Origin of the sequence: Desulfocurvibacter africanus subsp. africanus DSM 2603, assembly GCF_000422545.1 — a bacterium.
GTDB lineage: Bacteria > Desulfobacterota > Desulfovibrionia > Desulfovibrionales > Desulfovibrionaceae > Desulfocurvibacter > Desulfocurvibacter africanus.
Window position 1 is genome coordinate 129,560 of sequence record NZ_AULZ01000008.1, and the last position, 19,584, is coordinate 149,143.

Here is a 19,584-nt window from a genome sequence, read left to right on the forward strand (position 1 = left end):
ATGGGAGACAACCTAAAACATATCCATTTTGACTCTCAGCGTCTATCTGCCACGCTACGGCCTAGGGCCATTCCCCTCACGCCAATCCTATAGCCATCTTGAAGCACTTTCCCGCTTCCATCGAATCAAGCGAGCGGCGCCACACTTACTCGGCGGGTATGCCTGCCCAAATGGACGCTGTTATTCATTTCATTTTAGGAAATAACTGCAAATATCAAATGTCCGCACATTATCTTTACAGGGCTGGTGGCTAATGTTTCATTAACCTTAATCAACAGCAAAGGTGCAGGAACATGTCTATTACACACAGGGAGAAAACCGCTACAATCATTGTCAAGCTGGCTAATGGAGTGAGGAAACGCCTTACCAATTATGGAATTGCATTTCTATTCATTGCTTTTATTGCACTTCCTGCTCCTCCAATGCTTACCACTACTGCCCAAGCAACTGATCTGCCTGGCTGGCTTGTAAATGATGTTCCGACAGTGCAGTCGGATTCTGTCGGACAAAATGACCAGTCAGTGGCCGTGGCGAGGCAGGACGACACTGCCGAGGTCTCCTCATGGCTTCTTGAGGATGCCATGGGCATACAGCCCGTTCCGGAAGAGAACACGGTTCCACCCATCATGCGGGACGATCTCTTCCCCGACCAATACTCCCCCGACCAGTGGACTTTCGAGACTTGGCCTCTGATGCGGCCCGACGGCGAGTTGGCCAGGGTGGATGGATACTTCATCTTCTTCTCGCTGGCCGTACCTGACGGTTCGGTGCAGGATCCCGAGGATCGCTACGAGCAGGCGCGCATCCGCTACTACTATAGCCAGGACGGAATGACCTGGACCGACGGCGGCGAGCTGTTCCCGGAAGGCGACGCCTTGGGCGACGCACAATGGGCCGGTTCCGCGGTGATTGACGACTGCCGCCTGAGCATCTTCTACACCGCTGTGGGCGAGATCGAACCGGACACGCCTGATGGCGACGGCGACGGCGACGGCGACGGAACGGATACTCCGGAATGCCCGGACGGCTCCGTGCGTCAGAATGGGCAGGAATGCCCTGGCGATCAGAACGGTCAGGATGGCGATGGTGATGGAAACGGAGACGGTGATGTCGGCGAACCGATCACCATACGTTCCCAGAGCATCGCCCTTGCCGAGGCGAACCTGACGGTCGGTCCTGATGGCCCCATCTTCAGCAACTGGTCCGAACACGAAATCATACTTGAACCTGAAGGCATGATGTACCAGACCGCCCAGCAGGCCGAGCAGCAGATCAACAACCAGAACGGCGGAACGGATAACGGTGACAGCGGCAATGGCAGCAACGGCGACGGCACTGACGACGGCACCGGCGATGATGTGGGCGACGACGATTCCCAGCAGGGCATCGCACCCGAGCGGACCTACGCCTTCCGCGACCCGTTCTTCTTCACCGATCCCCAAACCGGTGACGACTACATCATCTTCTCCGGCGACCTGAGCCCCGACTTCACCCAGACCGATGACTGCGAGAACCGCGACCGCTTCAACGCCGCCGTGGGTATTGCCCGCAGGGACGATGACAGCAACGGTGATGATAACAACGGTGACGATGATACCAACGATAACGGCGACAACTCCACGCAGAACTGGACACTTCTTCCCCCGCTCTTCCACGCCTCCTGCATCACCAAGATGCTCGACCAACCCCACCTCATATTCCGGGACAATATCTATCACCTCTTCGCAAACGCATACTCCGATTCATTCGCTCCCGACATCCAAGGCTGGACCGCTCTGTACGGATTCACGTCCGAGGAGCTTATCGGCCAGTACACGCCGATCAATGGAAGCGGACTGGTCCTGGGAAATCCGGAAACGGCGCCTCTGCAGTGCTATGGCCGCCTGACCACGTCTGACCTCTCCGTGCTTTCCTTTGCCCTCTACCCCGAGGTCGAGGCCGAACGAGTGGACGAGCTTACGGAGCAGGAGCGCTTCGATGCCTTCGGCGGCACGCTGTGCCCAACGGCGCAGCTCATGACGCCTGACAATGTCACTGATAACACGACGCAACTCGTTGTCGGCGAAGTCTGCCAGCCGGGCACTTTCCCCTGCCCACCCGATCAGTCCGACGATGATGCGGATGATGGAACTACATCCGGCAACAATTAACCCTGACGGCGATCATGGAAGCTCTGACTGTCGTGCAAACGATATCCCGCAAAACCAACGCAAAACGCGTTTGTGAGATGCGTTTGCATTCACGCCGGCGCGACTCCGGCGAATTTGCCTTGCCAGGATAGGCACGGTTGACGTCATTCTAGACAGATACCAGCAGCCGCACACCAGCCCTGTCGGCGCTATGAAATGAAAGAGGCCCCCGGTTCAACCGGGGGCCTCTGTACATACGATCTGGCAAACTAGTGTTTGCAGTGCTACTTGGCGTACTCCACGGCTCGTTTCTCGCGGATGACCGTGACCTTGATCTGGCCTGGATAGGTCAGATTCTCCTCGATCTTATGAGCTATGTCCTTACAGAGCAGGTACGTGTTGTCGTCGGTCACCTTGTCCGCATCGACCATGACCCGGATCTCGCGGCCAGCCTGGATGGCGAACGCCTTGGACACGCCTTCCACGTCCTTGGCCACGTTCTCCAGGTCCTCAAGCCGCTTGACGTAATTCTCCAGCAGTTCCTTGCGCGCACCGGGACGGGCTCCGGACAGGGAGTCCGCCGCCTGCACGAGCACGGCCAGAATGGACTTGGGCGGAACGTCCTCGTGGTGCGCGGCGATGGCGTGAATGATCTCCTTGGACTCGGCGTACTTCTTGGCCAGGTCAGCACCGATGATGGCATGCGGGCCCTCGACTTCGTGGTCCACGGCCTTGCCGATATCGTGCAGCAAGCCAGCGCGCTTGGCCTTCTTCTCGTCCAGGCCCAACTCGGCGGCCATGATGCCGCACAGCGAGGCCACTTCAAGCGAATGCTGCAGCACGTTCTGCGAGAAGCTGGTGCGGTAGTGCAACTGGCCCAGCAGGCGAATGATGTCGGGATGGATGCCGTGCACGGCTACATCGAAGGTGGCCTGCTCGCCGATTTCGCGCAGCTTGACTTCCATCTCCTGCTCGACCTTCTTGACGATATCCTCGATGCGCGCCGGATGGATGCGGCCGTCGGTGATGAGCCGCTCCAGAGCCTGCTTGGCGATTTCGCGCCGTAGCGGGCTGTAGGCCGACAGAATGACGGTCTCGGGCGTGTCGTCGATGATGAGGTCCACGCCGGTGGCGGCCTCCAGAGCGCGGATGTTGCGCCCCTCGCGGCCGATGATGCGCCCCTTCATGTCCTCCGAAGGCAGGCTCACGGCCGTGACCGTCTGCTCGGCCACGTAGTCGCCGGCGTAACGCTGTATGGAAAGCGCCAGGATTTCCTTGGCCTTCTTGTCGGCCATCTCGCGAGCTTCCATCTCGATGGTGCGGACCATCTTGGCCGCCTCGTGACGAGTCTTGTCCTCGATATCCTGCATGATGCGCGAGCGGGCCTCTTCCTGGGTCAGGCCGGAAATCTCCTCGAGCTTGCGAGCCTGTTCCTCCTCCCGCTGCACGATGACTTCGTCCCGATCCGCCAGCAGGCGCTCCTGCTTGGTGAGCTTCTTCTCGAAATCAATAACGCTGATTTCCTTCTGGGCCAGCTTTTCGAGCTTGCTCTCCAGCCGCTCTTCCTTCTCGGCGAGCTTGACCTCTTTATCGGCGAGCTTGCCTTCCTTGCTCTTGAGCTGCCGTTCGCGCTCCTTGTACTCGCCCTCCAGCTCCTTCTTCTGATTATAGATCTCATCCTGGGCTTGGAGCAGGCTTTCCTTCTTGGAGGCCTGGGCCTCCTTGCGAGCTTCGTCGAGGATTCGCTCAGCCAAATCCTTGGCATCACGCAACCGCCTGGACTCTATAGCCTTGTGCAGGACATAACCAGCCGCAGCGCCGATGGCTGCTCCGACCAGGATCAGTAGAATAGATATAAAACTCATGCGCACCTCCTATATGGCAACAGGCATTGCCCCGCCTGCGCTAGGGTTGGAGTGATCGTTCGCGTTGGGCAGGGCCATGGCCAAGCCGCATTTCGCAATATGATAAAGGCGACGATATGCAGTCTAGGAGGAGCCGGGGTAATCCCGTGCGCGGGCATGGTAGACTTGGCGGAAGGCTCGCATATATTTCGCAACGACCGGTGTCGTTATATGGCTACCCCAGGGAGCCGTGTCGTCAGTTCTTTTGAACCTGGCTTACCAGGTGGGCGCCGCTGCCAGGCCGTCAGGCTTTCCCGCTTTCGCGGGCTGCGCACGGGCCCGGACGGGAGCAGCACCCGTTATGTCGTCATTGGCTCAGAAAGAAACATGACAATCACGCACACCCCAGGGAGACCAACACAACTATAAAGCCGCTTTGGCGTTTGCCAAGTCTATTTTCTCCAAAAGCCGATCAATCGTTTCTTCAAACTCGCGCAGCTTCTGGGTTGACTGCAGGGAATCGTCCGCTAAACTTAAAGCCAGGACGGTAAGGAGCTTCTCCTTGCTAAGGTTCTTCCCATCTTGATTTAAGAGGCTGTATTGTTTCTCAACATGATCACGGGCATCATAGATCCGAGTACTTCCTGCGTCAGTGACAAAGGAGATTTCAAGCCCCAGAACGGTCAAGGTATAACGGGACATGCAAGTGCATAATTCCTACAACGTTTCTTCCTGAACACGTTGTAGGAGACCGTTGACTTTAGCCAAAATCTCCTCTCTTCCTCGCTTGATATCCTCAAGCTCAGCCCTCATCTGACGATTCTCCTGCTCAAGCTCGCGCTTACGCTGGAGCAGCTCTTCTATACGATTGGCAAGTTGCTCAATTATTTCCATACCGAAAATTTAGCCATTTCCGCGTCGCAAATCAATAGCGGCGACGAGCTATTTCCTGCGCTTCAAGTTCTTCTGTCGCTGTCTCGCAATTGCCAACTCGCCAGGCTCCACATTCTTAGTCAAGGTGGAACCGGCCCCGACCAGAGATTCATCGCCAACAGTGATCGGAGCAACCAGGGCCGTATTGCTGCCGATAAAAACTTTCCGGCCGATAACCGTCTTGTGCTTCAGCTTGCCATCGTAATTGCAGGTGATCGTGCCAGCACCGATATTCGTGCCCTCGCCCACTTCGACATCGCCCAGGTAGGTCAGGTGGTTGGCTTTGGCGCCCTTACCCAACACAGCCTTCTTCAGTTCCACGAAGTTGCCCGCATGGGCGCATTCTTCCAGAACAGCTCCCGGCCTAAGCCGCACATAGGGCCCGGCAATGCTTCCAGGGCCAAGTCGAGCACCCTCGGCATGGCTGAAATGGCGGAGGTGGGCACCCGAGTCCAACTCGCTGTCACGCACGACGCAATTCGAATCCACCCGCGCTCCGCAATGCACGACAGTACGACCATAGAGCTCGCACGGCCCGCTGATTTCAGCTCCAGGCTCCAGGGCTACCCTGGGACCAATGCGCGCCAAACCGGGGTTGCGCACGAGAACGCCTTTCTGCAGCCACTCCGCGGCAATTGCGGCAGCCAGTCGCTCTTCGGCACATACCAGCTCAAAGGGCGAATTGATGCCCATGAGTTCGGGCTGCTCTCCACATTCTACCGCCGTTACGGAAAGGCCCTGCGATACGGCGAGATTGACAAGATCGGTAATGTAAAATTCACCGCTCTTGTTTTCATTCTTGAGCAAAGGCAGTAGAGGAGCCATCAGTTGCATATCAAGGAAGTAGATCCCTGCATTGACCTCGCCCCGATCAGGCCCATGCGCGGCCACGTCGTAATCCTTCGCCTCGACTATTGCCGTGACCTCGCCGTCATCGCCACGCAAGACACGGCCGTAGGCCCCTGAATCGGACGGAGTAATGGATAGGAAAGCCAGTGCTGCATTTTCCGTAAGAGCGGCATCAACAAGTTGCTGAACCCGATTCGCGGGCAACAGAGGCGTATCGCCATTAACTATGACGACATGGCGCAGGCCAAGGGACATGATGCTTTCCCAGGCTACCTGCAGGGCATGGCCAGTGCCGAGCTGCTCGGCCTGGAGAACAAAACGGCCCTGGCACTCCGGAAAAGCGGCCTGGACCTTGTCCGCGCCGCAACCGATTACAGTATGCACCCTGTCGCCGAAGAGTTTCTCAAGGGTCTGGTGAATGTACCAAAGCATTGGCTCGCCAAGAAGCGTATGCAACACCTTAGGTAAATTCGAGCGCATGCGCGTACCCTTGCCCGCGGCAAGCACAAGTGCATGTATGGACTCAGGAAAGCTCAATTCCGCCTCCGGCAAAACGCTGTGCTGATCATATAATCGCAACTCACGATGGATTACGCGTTCAGCCTGTGTACGGAAGGGCGGTAGCGATTGTAAAGCAAAAAGAAGGCAGGCCCCGGAGAACTCCGGGGCCTGCCCTTTTGTGCATGCCAGGGCGGTCATTCCCGAGGGAAGACCTGCCGTGGGGTCAATTGTCTAAAGCGAGCAGGTGCCGGAGCCCTCGGCGGACGAGCGGCAACGCATACGAGCCATGGACCGCTGCAGCGAGGCCTGAGCACGTGCGAAGTTCACGTCCTCGGCACGCTTCTGCAGCCGAGACTCGGCACGCTCCCTGGCCTTGCGGGCACGCTCCACGTCGATCTCGGCAGCGCGCTCGGCAATCTCAGCCAATACGGTCACCCGATCCGGGCCGACTTCTGCAAACCCGCCGGCGATGAAGACGTAATGCGTCTTACCACCGAGCTTGTAGTACAGGTTGCCGATGCCCAGGGCGGAGAGGAACGGGATGTGGTTCGGCAGCACGCCGAACTCGCCCACGATGCCGGGCGCACCCACGTAGTCCACCTTCTCCGAGAGCACCTTGCGGTCGGGAGTGACTATCTCAAGCTGAATCTGGTTGCTCATAGGGGGTTACCCCTGCCGCTTGGCATTCTCGACAGCCTCTTCGATTCCGCCGCACATATAGAAGGCGGACTCAGGCAGGGTGTCGTGCTTGCCCTCAATGATCTCCTTGAAGCCGCGGATGGTATCCTCAAGCTTCACATACTTGCCAGGACGGCCGGTAAAGGCCTCGGCCACATGGAACGGCTGGGACAGGAAGCGCTGGATGCGGCGTGCGCGCGCAACCGTGATCTTGTCCTCGTCCGAGAGTTCGTCCATGCCCAGGATGGCGATGATGTCCTGCAGGTCCTTGTACTTCTGAAGGATCTGCTGAACAGCGCGCGCCGTTCCGTAGTGCTCGACGCCCAGGACGTTGGGGTCCAGGATGCGCGAGGTCGAGTCGAGCGGATCCACGGCAGGGTAGATGCCCAACTCAGCGATCTGGCGCGAGAGAACCAACGTTCCGTCCAAGTGGGCGAACGTGGTGGCAGGCGCCGGGTCGGTCAAGTCGTCAGCAGGCACGTACACGGCCTGCACCGAGGTGATGGAGCCCTTGTTGGTCGACGTGATGCGCTCCTGCAGCGCGCCAAGGTCGGTGCCCAGGGTCGGCTGGTAGCCCACCGCGGAAGGCATACGGCCAAGGAGAGCCGACACTTCGGAGCCCGCCTGCGTGAAGCGGAAGATGTTGTCGACGAACAGGAGCACGTCCTCGCCGTCCACATCGCGGAAGTACTCGGCGACGGTCAGGGCGGTGAGGGCCACGCGGGCACGGGCTCCTGGGGGTTCGTTCATCTGGCCGTAGATCAAGGCCGCTTTCGGCAGAACGCCGGCGTCCTTCATTTCGTGGTAAAGGTCGTTGCCCTCACGAGTACGCTCACCCACGCCAGCGAACACCGACTTGCCGCCGTGCTGCTTGGCGATGTTGTTGATCATCTCCATGAGGATAACCGTCTTGCCCACGCCGGCGCCGCCGAACAGGCCCATCTTGCCGCCCTTGGGGAACGGGATGAGCAAGTCAACGACCTTGATGCCGGTCTCGAGCACTTCGACCTTCGTCGACTGCTCGGTAAAGGCAGGAGCCGGACGGTGAATAGGCCAGAAATCCTTGGCTGCGACGGGTCCGAGCTCGTCCACGGGACGTCCGACGACGTTCATGATGCGGCCAAGGGAGGCTGTGCCGACCGGGACGGCAATTGGCGCGCCCGTGTCGGTAGCAGCCATGCCGCGTACCAGGCCCTCGGTGGCGTCCATGGCGATGGTGCGCACGACGTTGTCGCCGAGGTGCTGGGCAACCTCGCACACCAGATCAGGAGCGTCCTGGTTGTTAGGGTTCTTGATTTCCAGCGCGTTGAGGATGTTTGGGAGTTTCCCTTCCGGGAATTCCACGTCCACAACCGCGCCGATGACCTGCACAATCTTGCCTGTGTTAGCCATAGCGGTTTTATGCCCCCTTTTAGCCTTTGAGCGCCTCAGCGCCGCCGACAATATCCATAAGCTCCTTAGTGATGGTCGTCTGCCGCGCCTTGTTGTAGGCCAGGGTCAAAGCGCCGACGATATCGTCGCAGGCCCTGGTCGCATTGTCCATGGCAGCCATACGCGCGGCGTGCTCGCTGGCGGAGGTGTCAAGCAGGCCACGATAGACCTGAACGTTGACGAACCTCGGCAGGAGCTCGGCCAGCAGATCCACCACACTGGGCTCGTAGATGTACTCGCTGCGTGGGCCGCTTGTGGCCTTGCCCTCTTCAGGCTTGATGGGCAGGACTGTCAGCGATCTGGGTGTCTGACGTGCAATCGACTCCAGCTCGCCATAGATCAGGATGACTTCGTCCAACGCACCGGCGATGTAGGCGCCGATGATCTCCTTGCCCAACTCGTTGGCAAGCGAGAAGTCGAAGGCCGAACTCATCTTGTCATGGTAGCCGCGCACGATCTCGAAATCCGCGTTGCGGATTGCGTCACGACCCTTTTTGCCCACGCAGTAGAACTTGACCGTCTTGCCTTCGGCCTTTTTGGAGGCTGCCAGGCGCTTGGCGGTGTTGATAAGGTTGACGTTGAAGCTGCCGGCCAGGCCACGGTCGGACGTGACCAGCATGATGCCGGTCGTCTTGACCTCTTCACGCACGGAGAGAAGCGGGTGCGTGGAAGCATCGACGCCCGAGGCCAGCTCGCTCAACATTTCATAGAACTTCTGGGCATAGGGCCGGAAGCGCACGATGCGTTCCTGCGCCTTGCGCAGTTTGGCCGAGGCCACCATATTCATGGCCTTGGTGATCTGCTTGGTCTTCTTGACCGCAGATATCTTTACCTTGACGTCCTTCAGGGAAGGCATGTCTCAAGCCCTCCTTTGGCCTTAAGCCCTAAAGCCCTTCTTGAACTCTTCCAGGGCGGCCTTGAGCTTGCCTTCCGCATCCTGGTCCAGCGCCTTCTTCTCGCGAATGGTCTTAAGCAAATCGGCCTTGGCGTTGCGCATGAACTCAAGGAACTCGGCCTCGAACTTGCGCACGGCCAAAACAGGCACGTCGTCCATGTAGCCGCGGCCACCGGCGAAGATTACAGCAACCTGCTCTTCGACCGGCAGAGGCTGGTACTGGGGCTGCTTGAGCAACTCAACCATGCGGGCGCCGCGATTGAGCTTCTGCTGCGTGGCCTTGTCCAGGTCGGAACCGAAACCGGCGAAAGCAGCCAGTTCGCGGTACTGGGCGAGGTCAAGGCGCAGCGTGCCGGCAACCTGCTTCATGGCCTTAACCTGTGCGGCGCCGCCCACGCGGGAGACCGACAGACCGACGTTGATGGCCGGACGGACACCAGCGTTGAACAGGTTGGGCTCCAGGTACACCTGACCATCGGTGATGGAGATAACGTTGGTCGGAATGTACGCGGACACGTCGCCGGCTTGCGTCTCGATGATGGGCAGAGCCGTCATGGAACCTGCGCCCAAGTCGTCGGAAACCTTGGCAGCGCGCTCCAGCAGACGGGAGTGGAGATAAAACACGTCGCCGGGGTAAGCCTCACGTCCCGGAGGGCGGCGCAGCAGCAGCGACATCTGGCGGTAGGCAGTGGCCTGCTTGGACAGATCGTCATAGATGATGAGCGCGTGCTTGCCGTTGTTACGGTAGAACTCGGCCATGGTGGCGCCGGTGTAGGCGGCGATGAACTGCAGCGGTGCGGGGTCGGATGCAGTGGCCGAGATGATGGTCGTATACTCAAGGGCGCCATGGCGACGGAGCACGTCGGCCACCAGAGCCACCGAAGCCTTCTTCTGGCCGATTGCCACGTAGAAGCAATGAATGTCGGAGTTCTTCTGGGCCAGAATGGCGTCGATGCAGACCGCGGTCTTGCCGGTCTGACGGTCGCCGATGATCAGCTCGCGCTGGCCGCGGCCGATGGGGGTCATGGCGTCGATGGCCTTGAGGCCCGTGTACATGGGCTCATGCACCGACTTACGTGCGACGATGCCCGGAGCCTTGATTTCCACGGGGCTGGTCAGCTTGGTGTCCAGAGGACCCATGCCGTCGATAGGCTGGCCAAGAGGGTTGAGCACGCGGCCCATGACAGCGTCGCCAACCGGCACGGAGAAGATCTTGCCCGTGCGCTTGACCGGGTCGCCCTCGTTGATGCCCGTGTCCTCGCCCAGAATGGCGACGCCCACGTTGTCCTCTTCGAGGTTGAGGACCATGCCCATGACGCCGCCCGGGAACTCGAGAAGCTCCATGGCCATCGCGTTCTGCACGCCGTAGACGCGAGCGATGCCGTCACCGACCGAGAGGACGGTGCCGGTCTCGCTCATCTCGACCTGCGCCTGGTAATTCTCGATCTGTGACTCGATAATTTGGCTGATCTCTTCTGCTTTGATCTGCATGGCCCTACTCACCCCTCTTTATGTTTTCCTTCAGCATCTGAAGCTGAGCGCGCAGGCTCGCGTCCAGCACTTGATCTCCGATCTTGAGCACCAGCCCTCCAATAATGGCGGGGTCGACACCGTAGTCGAGGACCAGCTTGCGGTCGGATTTCTTCTCCAGCGAGGCCTTGAGCTGCTCCTGGCGATTCTTGTCCAAAGCGATCGCGGTGGTCAGCTTTCCACGCAGAACGCCTTGGGCCTCATCCTGGAGCTTGGCATAAACGGCCTGGATCTCGGGCAGGTTCGCCAAACGCTCCTTATCAGCCAGGAGCATGACGAAATTCTTGACCACCTGACCCACGCCAAGCTTGGCCATGATGGCCACAGCCACGGCCTTTATCTTGTCCGAGCCAAAGGTCGGGTTTCTGAAAACCTTGAGCACTGTGGGTTCGGCTGCAAGGACCTCAGCCAGCTTCGCCAGATCGCTGCCGTAGGCCGCCAGTTCGGCTGGGCCTTTCTTCTGGCCCAGGGCGAACAGCGCCTTGGCGTATCTGCGTGCAACAATGTTCCCGGTCAATTGAGCACCACCTTTGTAACGTAGTCATCGACGAGTTGCTGCTGCTTCTTGTCCGAGAGCTTTTCCTTGAGCATCTTCTCGGCGGCTTCCACGACCATGTCAGCAACTTCGGCGCGCAGACGCTCGGTGGCGAGCTTCACTTCCTGGCTGACTGCAGTCTCGGCCTGGGCCTTGATATTATCGGCCTTGCGCTGAGCATCCGCAACGATCGAAGCCTTGAGGGCCTCTCCCTGCTTGCGGTAATCATCGAGAATGGTCTTCTTTTCCGTCTCAATGTTGGAGATGGACTTCTCGACTTCCTTGAGCTTGACCTCGGCCTGCTTGCGCCTGGCGTCGAGATCCTCCAACTCGGTCTTGATCTGGTACTGGCGTCCCGTGAAGAATTCCTTGATCTGCTTCCCCGCGAACTTCCAAATGATGGCCACAACCAGGATGAAGTTCACGACTCGGAACAAGAAATCCTTCCAAGGCAGCCCGTGGGCCTCCCCTCCGCCCTGCTCCGCTGCGTAAGCCATGCAGGCCGTAGCCAGCAGCATTAGCAGAGTCCAAAGCACCGTCTGCACGCGTTTCAAGGTCCTTACCTCCTTGCCCCTTAGGCGAGAATCTTGTCAGTGGCCTTCTTCGCCATCTTGTCCACTTCGGACTGCAGGCTCTGCATGGCCTTCTTCACTTGCGACTCGATCTCGGCTCTGGCGGCGGAGATCTTGGAAGCTGCATCGCGCCCGGCATTGCCGACGATCTCGGTCTCGTGGGCTTGGGCTTCAACCTTCAAGCGGTTGCGCTCATCAAGACCAGTCTTGCGCGCGGCATCCAGGGCTACCTCATAGTCCTTAACCTTGGCTACGGCTTGGGCGTTGAACTTCTCGATGGAACTCACCTGTCCCACCATGTAATCCGAGCGCTTCTTGATAATGCCGCGGATCGGCCGGTAAAGGACGAGGCTGAGCACCATCCAGATAATCAGGAAGTTCACCAGCTGGATGAAAAATGTAATATCCAGATCGATCATGACCGCCCCCAGCTCAAGGTTGTGAATTTTGGTTCAAAGTGGGATGGGCTTTATCCCTTTTTCTGAACCCTGTCAAAACCTTTTTCCGGCGGGATACATGGAGAAACGAGCCCGGAGGCGTTGTGGCAGGCCGATTGTGACAACTTTCACGAGACCTATCCTGGGTCGGATAACCGATCCAGGATAGGCCTACGCTATAAATAAATTAAGCGCAAATGCAGGCGCTTACATGAACAACGCTATAAATGTCGTCTTTGATGCCGTTATGCGTTAAGAGTGGATCAATACTGAACTGGTGACTGCTCGTCTGTAGGCGTGATGCTTTCGGCGGTCTCTACAAAAGCCTCCGGCAGTGCCTCAGCAGGCACTGTTCCCATACTGACCTGACCTTCAAGCACCGAGCCCTCCTCCATGACAAGAGAAGGCGTGCTCACACAACCGACCAGGTGCGCAGTGCGATGCAGGACAACTTTCTCTCTGGCTTCGATAGTGCCGCGCAGGTTTCCGGAGAGCACAAGCTGGCCGACATGAATGACTCCCTTGACCTTGGCATCCTGACCTATAATCAAGGTCCCTTCACTGGACACCTCGCCTTCGAAGTCGCCATCGATGCGCACGGAGCCCTCGAAGTGCAACTTGCCTTCGTAGCTTGTTCCCGCGCCTAAAAATGCATTAATCTCGTCCTTGGCCATGCTTCCTCCCTTGCCGTTCTTGCTGAACATATGTTGTTCGTCTCGCTTATTTTTTTGTGGTACGATCAACTTTGCTTAAACATGAACCGCCGCATGCTTACGTTAAGCACCAGCCCGATGAGGCTGAAGTTCACTATTGTCGCGCTACCGCCGTAGCTGATGAAAGGTAGGGGTATGCCCACCACGGGCATGAGCCCCAAAACCATACCCATGTTGATTAGGATTTGCCAGAAGAAATAGAAGAACACCCCGGCTGCCAGAAAGGAGCCAAAACGGTCCTTGGCGTCACGCGCAGTAACGCAAACCTGGTACAGAAACATGCAGAATAATGCCAGCAACAGCATGCTGCCGATGAAACCCCATTCCTCTCCGAACACGGCCACGGCGAAGTCCGTATGTTTCTCCGGCAGGAAGCGCAGCTGGCTTTGGGTGCCGCCCAAAAAGCCTTTACCCCAGATCTGGCCGGAGCCTATGGCTATAGTGGATTGAATGATGTGGTAGCCCGATCCTAGAGGATCATTCGTGGGGTCCAGAAAGGTCAGAATGCGCTGTTTCTGATATGGATGGAGGCAGAACCATCCTAGAGGCAGCATTGCGGGCACCACAACCGCGGCGACTTTGAGGATGAGAGGCTTCAGCCCGCGGTACAGGATAATCCCACCCAGGAGCAGCAGAACGTTGAGGCCGGAACCCAGGTCAGGTTGAAGGATAATGAGCCCCGCCGGCAGCAGGCCCACCAAGAGGACCTGGAAGAGCCTGCTCCATGAGAGAAGGCCGGACTCACGGGAAAGCAATCTGGCTCCGATAATGAGAGTGCTGATCTTGGCCAGTTCGCTCGGCTGCAGGTTGAAGAAACCCAGGTCGAGCCAGCGCCGTGCGCCGTACACCACCTTGCCGAAGAACATAACGCAAATGAGCAGTATAAGCGTGACCCAGAACAGGGGCCAAGCCGTGATCTTCAGGTGCCGGTAATCGAAGATCATGAACAGAAGCATGGCGAAGAAGCCCATTGCTCCCCATATCAGCTGCTTCTGGTAGAAGGTGTTGACCTCCATGCCCTGTTCCAGCCGAAAGCCGCTCGCGGAATAGAGATTGAGCAAGCCAAGGCCGAAGAGGATGAGCGTAAGGCCAACCAACCCCCAGTTTATATACAGAAGCATCCGGCGATCAACGGGAGACACTATTTGCACCCTCCGTCGTGTCGGCAGAGACCAGGCCCACGGGTTGCGTCATTGACTTCGGAGCTGCAAGCTTGCCGGATTTGCCGGTTTTACCTGCCTTTGCGGCTGTTTTGGGGACAATTTGGAGGGGAATGGCATACTTATCCAAGGGATTTGGCTCAACACTCGCAATGTAAGGCCAGTTGTCCATGGTCGTCGAGGTTCCGCCAAGCGGGCCAAAAAGGTAGTCGTAGATGGCGCGGGACACGGGACCAGCCGCCTCGCCGCCATGGCCGCCGTGCTCCACCAGGCATACAATTACCACGGCCCTGCCGTCCTTCACGCCCCAGCTTACGAGCCAGGCATGGTCGCGGAATTCGTAAGCGATCTCCTCGGTCTTCTTGCCCCGATCCTCGGTCTTGAGCTTGACCACCTGCGCAGTGCCCGTCTTGCCGCCCATGCGCGCATCGGGCCGCCGCAAACGCCTGGCAGTGCCTCGATCCATATCCACCGTGGCCACCATGGTATCCAGCACCATTTTGATCTGCTGAGCAGTGGCAAGCAGTCGTCCCTGCACTACCGGCTCGTCCGAATCCACAAGCAAGGGCTTGAGCAGGAAACCGCCGTTAAGCAGAGAGGACACGAAACGCGCCAACTGTAGCGGAGAGACCAGCGTGTAGCCCTGGCCGATGGCGAAATTCAGATTCTCGCCACCCTGCCAACGCTCGCCGAAGCGCTGCAGCTTCCAGTTCCGGCTGGGTATGAGCCCACCCTTCTCGTGAGGCAGGTCTATGCCCGTAGTGGAGCCGAACCCGGAGGCCTTGGCAAAGGCTTCCATCCGATCCACGCCAAGCCGGTTGCCCATTTCATAAAAATAGACGTCGCATGATTCCACCAGGCCGCGCTTCAAGTCCACGCGGCCGTGGCCGTGCTTATTCCAACAACGGAACACGCGCCTTCCAAGCTTCATTTCTCCGCCGCAGAAGACCGTCTCGCTCGGGTCGATGATCCCCTCGTGCAAGCCGGCCAGAGCCACAAGCAACTTGAAGGTGGAGCCTGGAGGGTATACGCCCTGGGTGGCCTTGTTCTGCAAAGGATGCCGAGGATCGTCGCGCAGGGCGGCCCACTGCTCCGTCGATAGACCCGAAGCAAATGCGTTATTGTCAAAAGTCGGGGTGGAAACCATGGCCAAGACCTGTCCCGTGAAGGGCTCCATGACGACTACCGCGCCCGCATGACCCAGCTTTTCCATCTCCTCCGTGGCGAACTGTTGCAGATCCAAATCGATAGCCATGGTCACACTCTGACCCGAGCTAGGCTGACTGACCTGTCTCTCGTTGAGCAGCCGACCCGAGGCATCCACCTCCATCTGCCGCAGCCCCTTGCGGCCACGCAGCTGAGACTCGAGAACATATTCGAGGCCCTGCTTGCCCACGGTGTCGGCAAGCTGCAGGTCGGGGTCGCGCGTGATTTCCTCATCGTTTGCCTCGGCCACATAGCCCAGAATCTGGGAGAGCAGGGGTCCTTGAGGATAATTTCGGCGCGGACGGACCATGATTTCAAGCCCAGGCCAACGATGCGAGCCAGCTTCGATGCTGGAAAGCAGGTCAAAGGAAATGTTCGGGGCGAGGATGATACGGTCGAAAGGCTTCACCTTCTTGCGGCCTTGCCGGTAAACGGTGCGCAGTTCGGCGATGTCCTGACCGGTCCACTCCGAAACCTGGGCCAGGGTCTTTTCGATATCGGCTACGTCTTCCCGGATTAGCCCCAGCGCATAGGCGGGCTCGTTTACAGCTACGAGCACTCCGTCACGATCGTAGATGAGGCCGCGAGGCGCGTAGACGAATTCTTGCCGCAGACGATTCTCGCGGGCCTTTTGCGCGAACTGTTCGCCCTTGTGCACCTGCAGGTACCATAATCGTAGGGCAAAGGCGCAGAACAGGGCCATGATGAGCGCCTGGAGCAGGATGAGCCCATGGCGTGGAGGCTGCTGTCCCTCCGGCTCATAAGCTACGGACACGCCTGACCACCTTTCGACCATAAAGACTATGGGCTATGAACCATGCCGCGACAAAATAGAGACTCTGCGCCAGGAAAACATGCAGCAGCGGACGGGAGGGCAGGAGCACGTCTTGTAGCCCGGCCAATATATATTGGCTTACAATGAGCAACAGGCTGTATCCGAGTCCAAGGATAAGCATGAATAAGGGGTTGGCTTCATCGAAGAGCCTGCACCCTAGTATGAAGCCCCCGACGAGCAGCCCATAGAGCATGACCACCCCGCCGAAGGCCATGGAGCCTACTCCCTCCTGCACGAGTATCCAAGCCAGGAGCAACCAAAAGGTTCGCGTCCAATGCTCGCGCTGCAGACTGACCACCAAGCCCGGAGCCAAGGCGTCCAGCCCGGGTGCGAAGAATTGAATCCACACCCCGAGCATTCCGAAAGCCACCCAGAAAACCACCGCGCTCATGGCTGCTCCGCTGGTTCCGATTGGCTGACTGGGGCAGGCTGAGGACTGGTTGGGGCCGAAACCGGAGGCGACTGCAAGGCCGGAGGCCAGGTCGATTGGGCTGTCGGGCCCTCAACCTTGTCAGTTAACTGCGGAGAGCGCTCTTGAGCTTGCGCCGGGGCGGTCTGACCTGCCATCTCCTTGGGCTGGGCCTCGGGAATCGAAATAATTTGCGTCGCAGGTGTCGCTACCTGATTGGCGTTTGGCTCTGGCTGCTGGGTCGAGGTGGGAGGCTGAGGATTTCCTGTTGGACCGGTCGTTGCTTCGGGCGCGGGAATTCGAGCGACCGGCGTGCTCTTTATCTCTTTCGAAGCGGCTTGAGCTGGAACGGGCTGGGCCGGGTTGGGTTGCGCTTGCGGCTGCGTGGTCGCGGCCTGCGGCTTGGAGGCGGCCTCCCGGACGAGCGGTGTGCGTTCCTGGGCCGCCTGTGCGCTCTGCTCCACGGCCTTTGGAGGCAACGGATTCCGCACCTGGGCATCCTGAAACCTTGGCGTTTGCGCAGCTTGGGGCTTAGGAGCCTGACTGTCCTGAGCTTTCCGCGTTAGGGCAGCCGGAGACACGTCCGTTTGCGCGCCTTGCGGCTTCGAGGCCTGATCCGCTTGAGGCCTCGCCGGCTTGGTCTGGGCAGCGGGCGTAGCGCGTTTCTGCGTTGCCGGAGGATTTTGCTCAGCCTGCTTGTGGGTAGCTTGGGGCTGGGCTACAGCTGGCTTTTGGCTCTGCGCGTTGTGGGGCGTGGCGCCCTTGGGCTGGGAAATGCCAGCCGAGCCGCCTTTCGCCGCAGGCGTCGAAGGCGCTACGGCTTCGGCTACTCCTGTTTCGGGTTCCGCAACGACCTGCCTGGTAAGCAGAAGAACTTCTTCCAGGTTGCGGACGTCCACCAGCGGTTCGGCGAGCACGGTCTTGAACAGGGAGATGTCCGAACGCTCCACAGTGACCACGCGAGCCACGGGAACACCCTTGGGGAATACGCGCGCCAAGCCGGAGCTGACCAGGATCTCACCCACCTCGATAGGCTCGTTAAGCGGCACATAGTTGACGCTGAGCGGCTCACCCTGGCCATGGCCCATGAGCACGCCCGTCGTGCGCGAATCACGGCCCTGCACGGGTATACGGCTATTGGGGTCACTCAACAGAAGCACCGTGGCATTATTCGGCGAGACACGCAGGATGCGGCCCACCGCGCCATCCGCGGTTATGGCCGGCGCATCATCGTATATGCCGTCGCCTGCGCCCTTATCCACCAAAAATGTCTCAAGGGTTCCGATGGGGCCCAGGCGATGGGCGATGACTCTTGCCCCCTGACGTTGCCACTGTTCGGGAGGTTTGAACTCAAGGATGTGTTCCAGGCGTTTGGCCTTGGCCGAGTCCTCGCGCAGGCGGGCCATATCCAAAGCCATGCGCGCCAATGCCGTCCGCAGCCGTTCATTCTCCTGCTCCACGTCCACCAGGTGCACGTAACGTCGCCAGCGCAGGCTGACCTCGTCCGCAACCCAGTTGCCAGGCCGCAGAAGAGTGCCGGCAATCTCCAGGCCCGTGATCTCCGAGAGACGGTCGAGATAACCGTAGCGCAGGTTCCAGGTGTACAAGCTCAGGTACAGGAACAGGGCGATGAGCAACAGGAGAAAGATTCGCCTTGAAACGAAGCCTGCACGCATGGGCAACCGACCACGAGTTGAAGGATGAACCGCAGCTACAGGGGACCTGGAAGCAGCCTCCCGGCCCCCAACTTCCGCCGTCCCCAGCTACTGGAGTAAGGGCGCGCAGGGGCTGCTCCAGAGCAGCCCCTGCCAAGCCCTGCACCGGAAGATGGTCCCTCCCGGCCGGGACGGATTAATCGACGCAGACTTCCCGATACGTATCCAGATCGTCGAGGGCGATGCCGGAACCGCGAACCACGGCCTTGAGCGGCTCGTCCACCACGGTGATGGGCAAGCGGGTCTCTTCGCGCAGGAGTTGATCAAGCCCGTGCAGCAGTGCGCCGCCGCCGGTGATCACGATGCCGCGGTCCACGATGTCGGCGGCCAACTCGGGCGGGGTCTGCTCAAGTGCGATGCGAACACCCTGCAGAATGGCGTCCACCTGCTCGGCAATGGCCTTGCGCACTTCCTCGGAAGTGATGGTGATGTTCTGGGGTATGCCGGTCACCAGGTCGCGGCCCTTGAGATCCATGCTGCCGTCGATGGCGTTGGGGAAAGCCGAGCCGATGGTCTTCTTGACGATCTCGGCCGTGGACTCACCGATGAGCATGTTGTACTTGCGCTTGACGTATTGCATGATGGCTTCGTCCATCTTGTCGCCGCCAACGCGTACCGACTTGGAGTAGACGATGCCGGCCAAAGAGATGACCGCTACCTCGGTGGTGCCGCCACCGATGTCCACGACCATGTTGGAAGTAGGCTCGGTGATGGGCAGCCCGGCGCCGATGGCAGCCGCCATGGGCTCCTCGATGAGATAGACCTCGCGCGCTCCGGCGCTCTGAGCCGACTCCTTGACGGCGCGCTTCTCCACCTGGGTAATGCCCGTGGGCACGCAGATGATGATGCGCGGACGGACCAGCCGCCTGGAGTTGTGCACCTTGGAAATAAAATGGCGCAGCATGGCCTCGGTGATCTCGAAGTCGGCGATGACGCCGTCCTTCATGGGCCGGATCGCCACGATATTCCCAGGCGTGCGGCCGAGCATCTTCTTGGCCTCATGCCCGACGGCCAGCACCTTCTTGCCGCGGCTGTCTTCCTTGACGGCGACCACCGACGGCTCATCGAGCATTATGCCCTTACCCTTAACATAGACGAGGGTATTGGCCGTGCCAAGGTCAATGGCCAGGTCGTTGGAAAAATAGCCCAGGGCCTTATCGAAGACTTTCGACATATCGCCTCGCTTCCCGATACGGTGAAACTTAGTGGGTC

Annotated in this window: 18 protein-coding genes and 1 other RNA gene; 1 reads left to right on the forward strand and 18 read right to left on the reverse strand. The window is 59.2% G+C overall.

The window, feature by feature from the left end:
- Positions 1-293: 293 nt before the first annotated feature.
- A complete protein-coding gene (locus H585_RS0106110; RefSeq protein ID WP_027367172.1) occupies positions 294-2,150 on the forward strand; it encodes a glycoside hydrolase family 68 protein in 1,857 nt (618 codons plus the stop codon).
- Between the two features lie 263 nt (positions 2,151-2,413).
- Here H585_RS0106110 and rny read toward each other — a convergent pair whose 3' ends face one another.
- The 18 genes from rny to H585_RS0106195 form a co-directional block, all read right to left on the reverse strand.
- Positions 2,414-3,994, reverse strand: coding sequence for a ribonuclease Y (gene rny / locus H585_RS0106115; protein WP_027367173.1), 1,581 nt, complete (start codon positions 3,992-3,994; stop codon positions 2,414-2,416).
- Positions 3,995-4,206: 212 nt separating this feature from the next.
- Positions 4,207-4,388: non-coding RNA, 6S RNA (gene ssrS, locus H585_RS22370), on the reverse strand.
- Positions 4,389-4,396: 8 nt separating this feature from the next.
- Positions 4,397-4,675 carry a cell division protein ZapA gene (zapA, locus tag H585_RS0106120; RefSeq protein WP_014259700.1) on the reverse strand — a complete coding sequence of 93 codons (279 nt, stop codon included), beginning with the start codon at positions 4,673-4,675 and terminating at the stop codon, positions 4,397-4,399.
- Positions 4,676-4,690: 15 nt separating this feature from the next.
- The gene (locus H585_RS23225) at positions 4,691-4,867 is read right to left on the reverse strand and encodes a mediator of RNA polymerase II transcription subunit 21 (protein WP_014259699.1); all 177 of its coding nucleotides are present in this window, start codon (positions 4,865-4,867) and stop codon (positions 4,691-4,693) included.
- A gap of 48 nt (positions 4,868-4,915) precedes the next feature.
- Complete coding sequence (gene glmU, locus H585_RS0106130) at positions 4,916-6,292, reverse strand: bifunctional UDP-N-acetylglucosamine diphosphorylase/glucosamine-1-phosphate N-acetyltransferase GlmU (RefSeq protein ID WP_027367174.1); 1,377 nt, start codon at positions 6,290-6,292, stop codon at positions 4,916-4,918.
- A gap of 195 nt (positions 6,293-6,487) precedes the next feature.
- A complete protein-coding gene (locus H585_RS0106135; protein ID WP_014259697.1) occupies positions 6,488-6,916 on the reverse strand; it encodes a F0F1 ATP synthase subunit epsilon in 429 nt (142 codons plus the stop codon).
- A gap of 6 nt (positions 6,917-6,922) precedes the next feature.
- On the reverse strand, positions 6,923-8,326 hold the full coding sequence (gene atpD / locus H585_RS0106140; RefSeq protein WP_027367175.1) for a F0F1 ATP synthase subunit beta: 1,404 nt from the start codon (positions 8,324-8,326) through the stop codon (positions 6,923-6,925).
- 19 nt (positions 8,327-8,345) lie between these two features.
- Complete coding sequence (locus H585_RS0106145) at positions 8,346-9,221, reverse strand: F0F1 ATP synthase subunit gamma (protein ID WP_027367176.1); 876 nt, start codon at positions 9,219-9,221, stop codon at positions 8,346-8,348.
- Between the two features lie 21 nt (positions 9,222-9,242).
- Positions 9,243-10,751, reverse strand: a complete 1,509-nt coding sequence (gene atpA / locus H585_RS0106150) for a F0F1 ATP synthase subunit alpha (RefSeq protein ID WP_005989055.1) — start codon at positions 10,749-10,751, stop codon at positions 9,243-9,245.
- A gap of 4 nt (positions 10,752-10,755) precedes the next feature.
- Positions 10,756-11,307, reverse strand: a complete 552-nt coding sequence (locus H585_RS0106155; protein ID WP_027367177.1) for a F0F1 ATP synthase subunit delta — start codon at positions 11,305-11,307, stop codon at positions 10,756-10,758.
- Positions 11,304-11,879 carry a F0F1 ATP synthase subunit B gene (gene atpF, locus H585_RS0106160; protein ID WP_027367178.1) on the reverse strand — a complete coding sequence of 192 codons (576 nt, stop codon included), beginning with the start codon at positions 11,877-11,879 and terminating at the stop codon, positions 11,304-11,306. The genes H585_RS0106155 and atpF overlap by 4 nt, the downstream gene beginning before the upstream one ends.
- 20 nt (positions 11,880-11,899) lie before the next feature.
- Entirely contained in the window at positions 11,900-12,316 is a 417-nt protein-coding gene (locus tag H585_RS0106165) for an ATP synthase F0 subunit B (RefSeq protein ID WP_005989062.1), read from the reverse strand.
- 281 nt (positions 12,317-12,597) lie between these two features.
- Positions 12,598-13,008, reverse strand: a complete 411-nt coding sequence (locus H585_RS0106170) for a bactofilin family protein (protein ID WP_027367179.1) — start codon at positions 13,006-13,008, stop codon at positions 12,598-12,600.
- Between the two features lie 65 nt (positions 13,009-13,073).
- On the reverse strand, positions 13,074-14,189 hold the full coding sequence (rodA, locus tag H585_RS0106175; RefSeq protein WP_027367180.1) for a rod shape-determining protein RodA: 1,116 nt from the start codon (positions 14,187-14,189) through the stop codon (positions 13,074-13,076).
- Positions 14,176-16,188: a penicillin-binding protein 2 gene (gene mrdA / locus H585_RS0106180; protein ID WP_027367181.1), complete on the reverse strand. Its 2,013-nt coding sequence runs from the start codon at positions 16,186-16,188 to the stop codon at positions 14,176-14,178. Before mrdA ends, rodA begins: the two co-directional genes overlap by 14 nt.
- Positions 16,172-16,639 (reverse strand): hypothetical protein, encoded by a 468-nt coding sequence (locus H585_RS0106185; RefSeq protein ID WP_005989070.1) that lies wholly within the window; start codon positions 16,637-16,639, stop codon positions 16,172-16,174. Before H585_RS0106185 ends, mrdA begins: the two co-directional genes overlap by 17 nt.
- The gene (mreC, locus tag H585_RS0106190; RefSeq protein ID WP_027367182.1) at positions 16,636-18,333 is read right to left on the reverse strand and encodes a rod shape-determining protein MreC; all 1,698 of its coding nucleotides are present in this window, start codon (positions 18,331-18,333) and stop codon (positions 16,636-16,638) included. The genes H585_RS0106185 and mreC overlap by 4 nt, the downstream gene beginning before the upstream one ends.
- Positions 18,334-18,508: 175 nt before the next feature.
- Positions 18,509-19,546, reverse strand: coding sequence for a rod shape-determining protein (locus tag H585_RS0106195; protein ID WP_005989074.1), 1,038 nt, complete (start codon positions 19,544-19,546; stop codon positions 18,509-18,511).
- Positions 19,547-19,584: the final 38 nt, after the last annotated feature.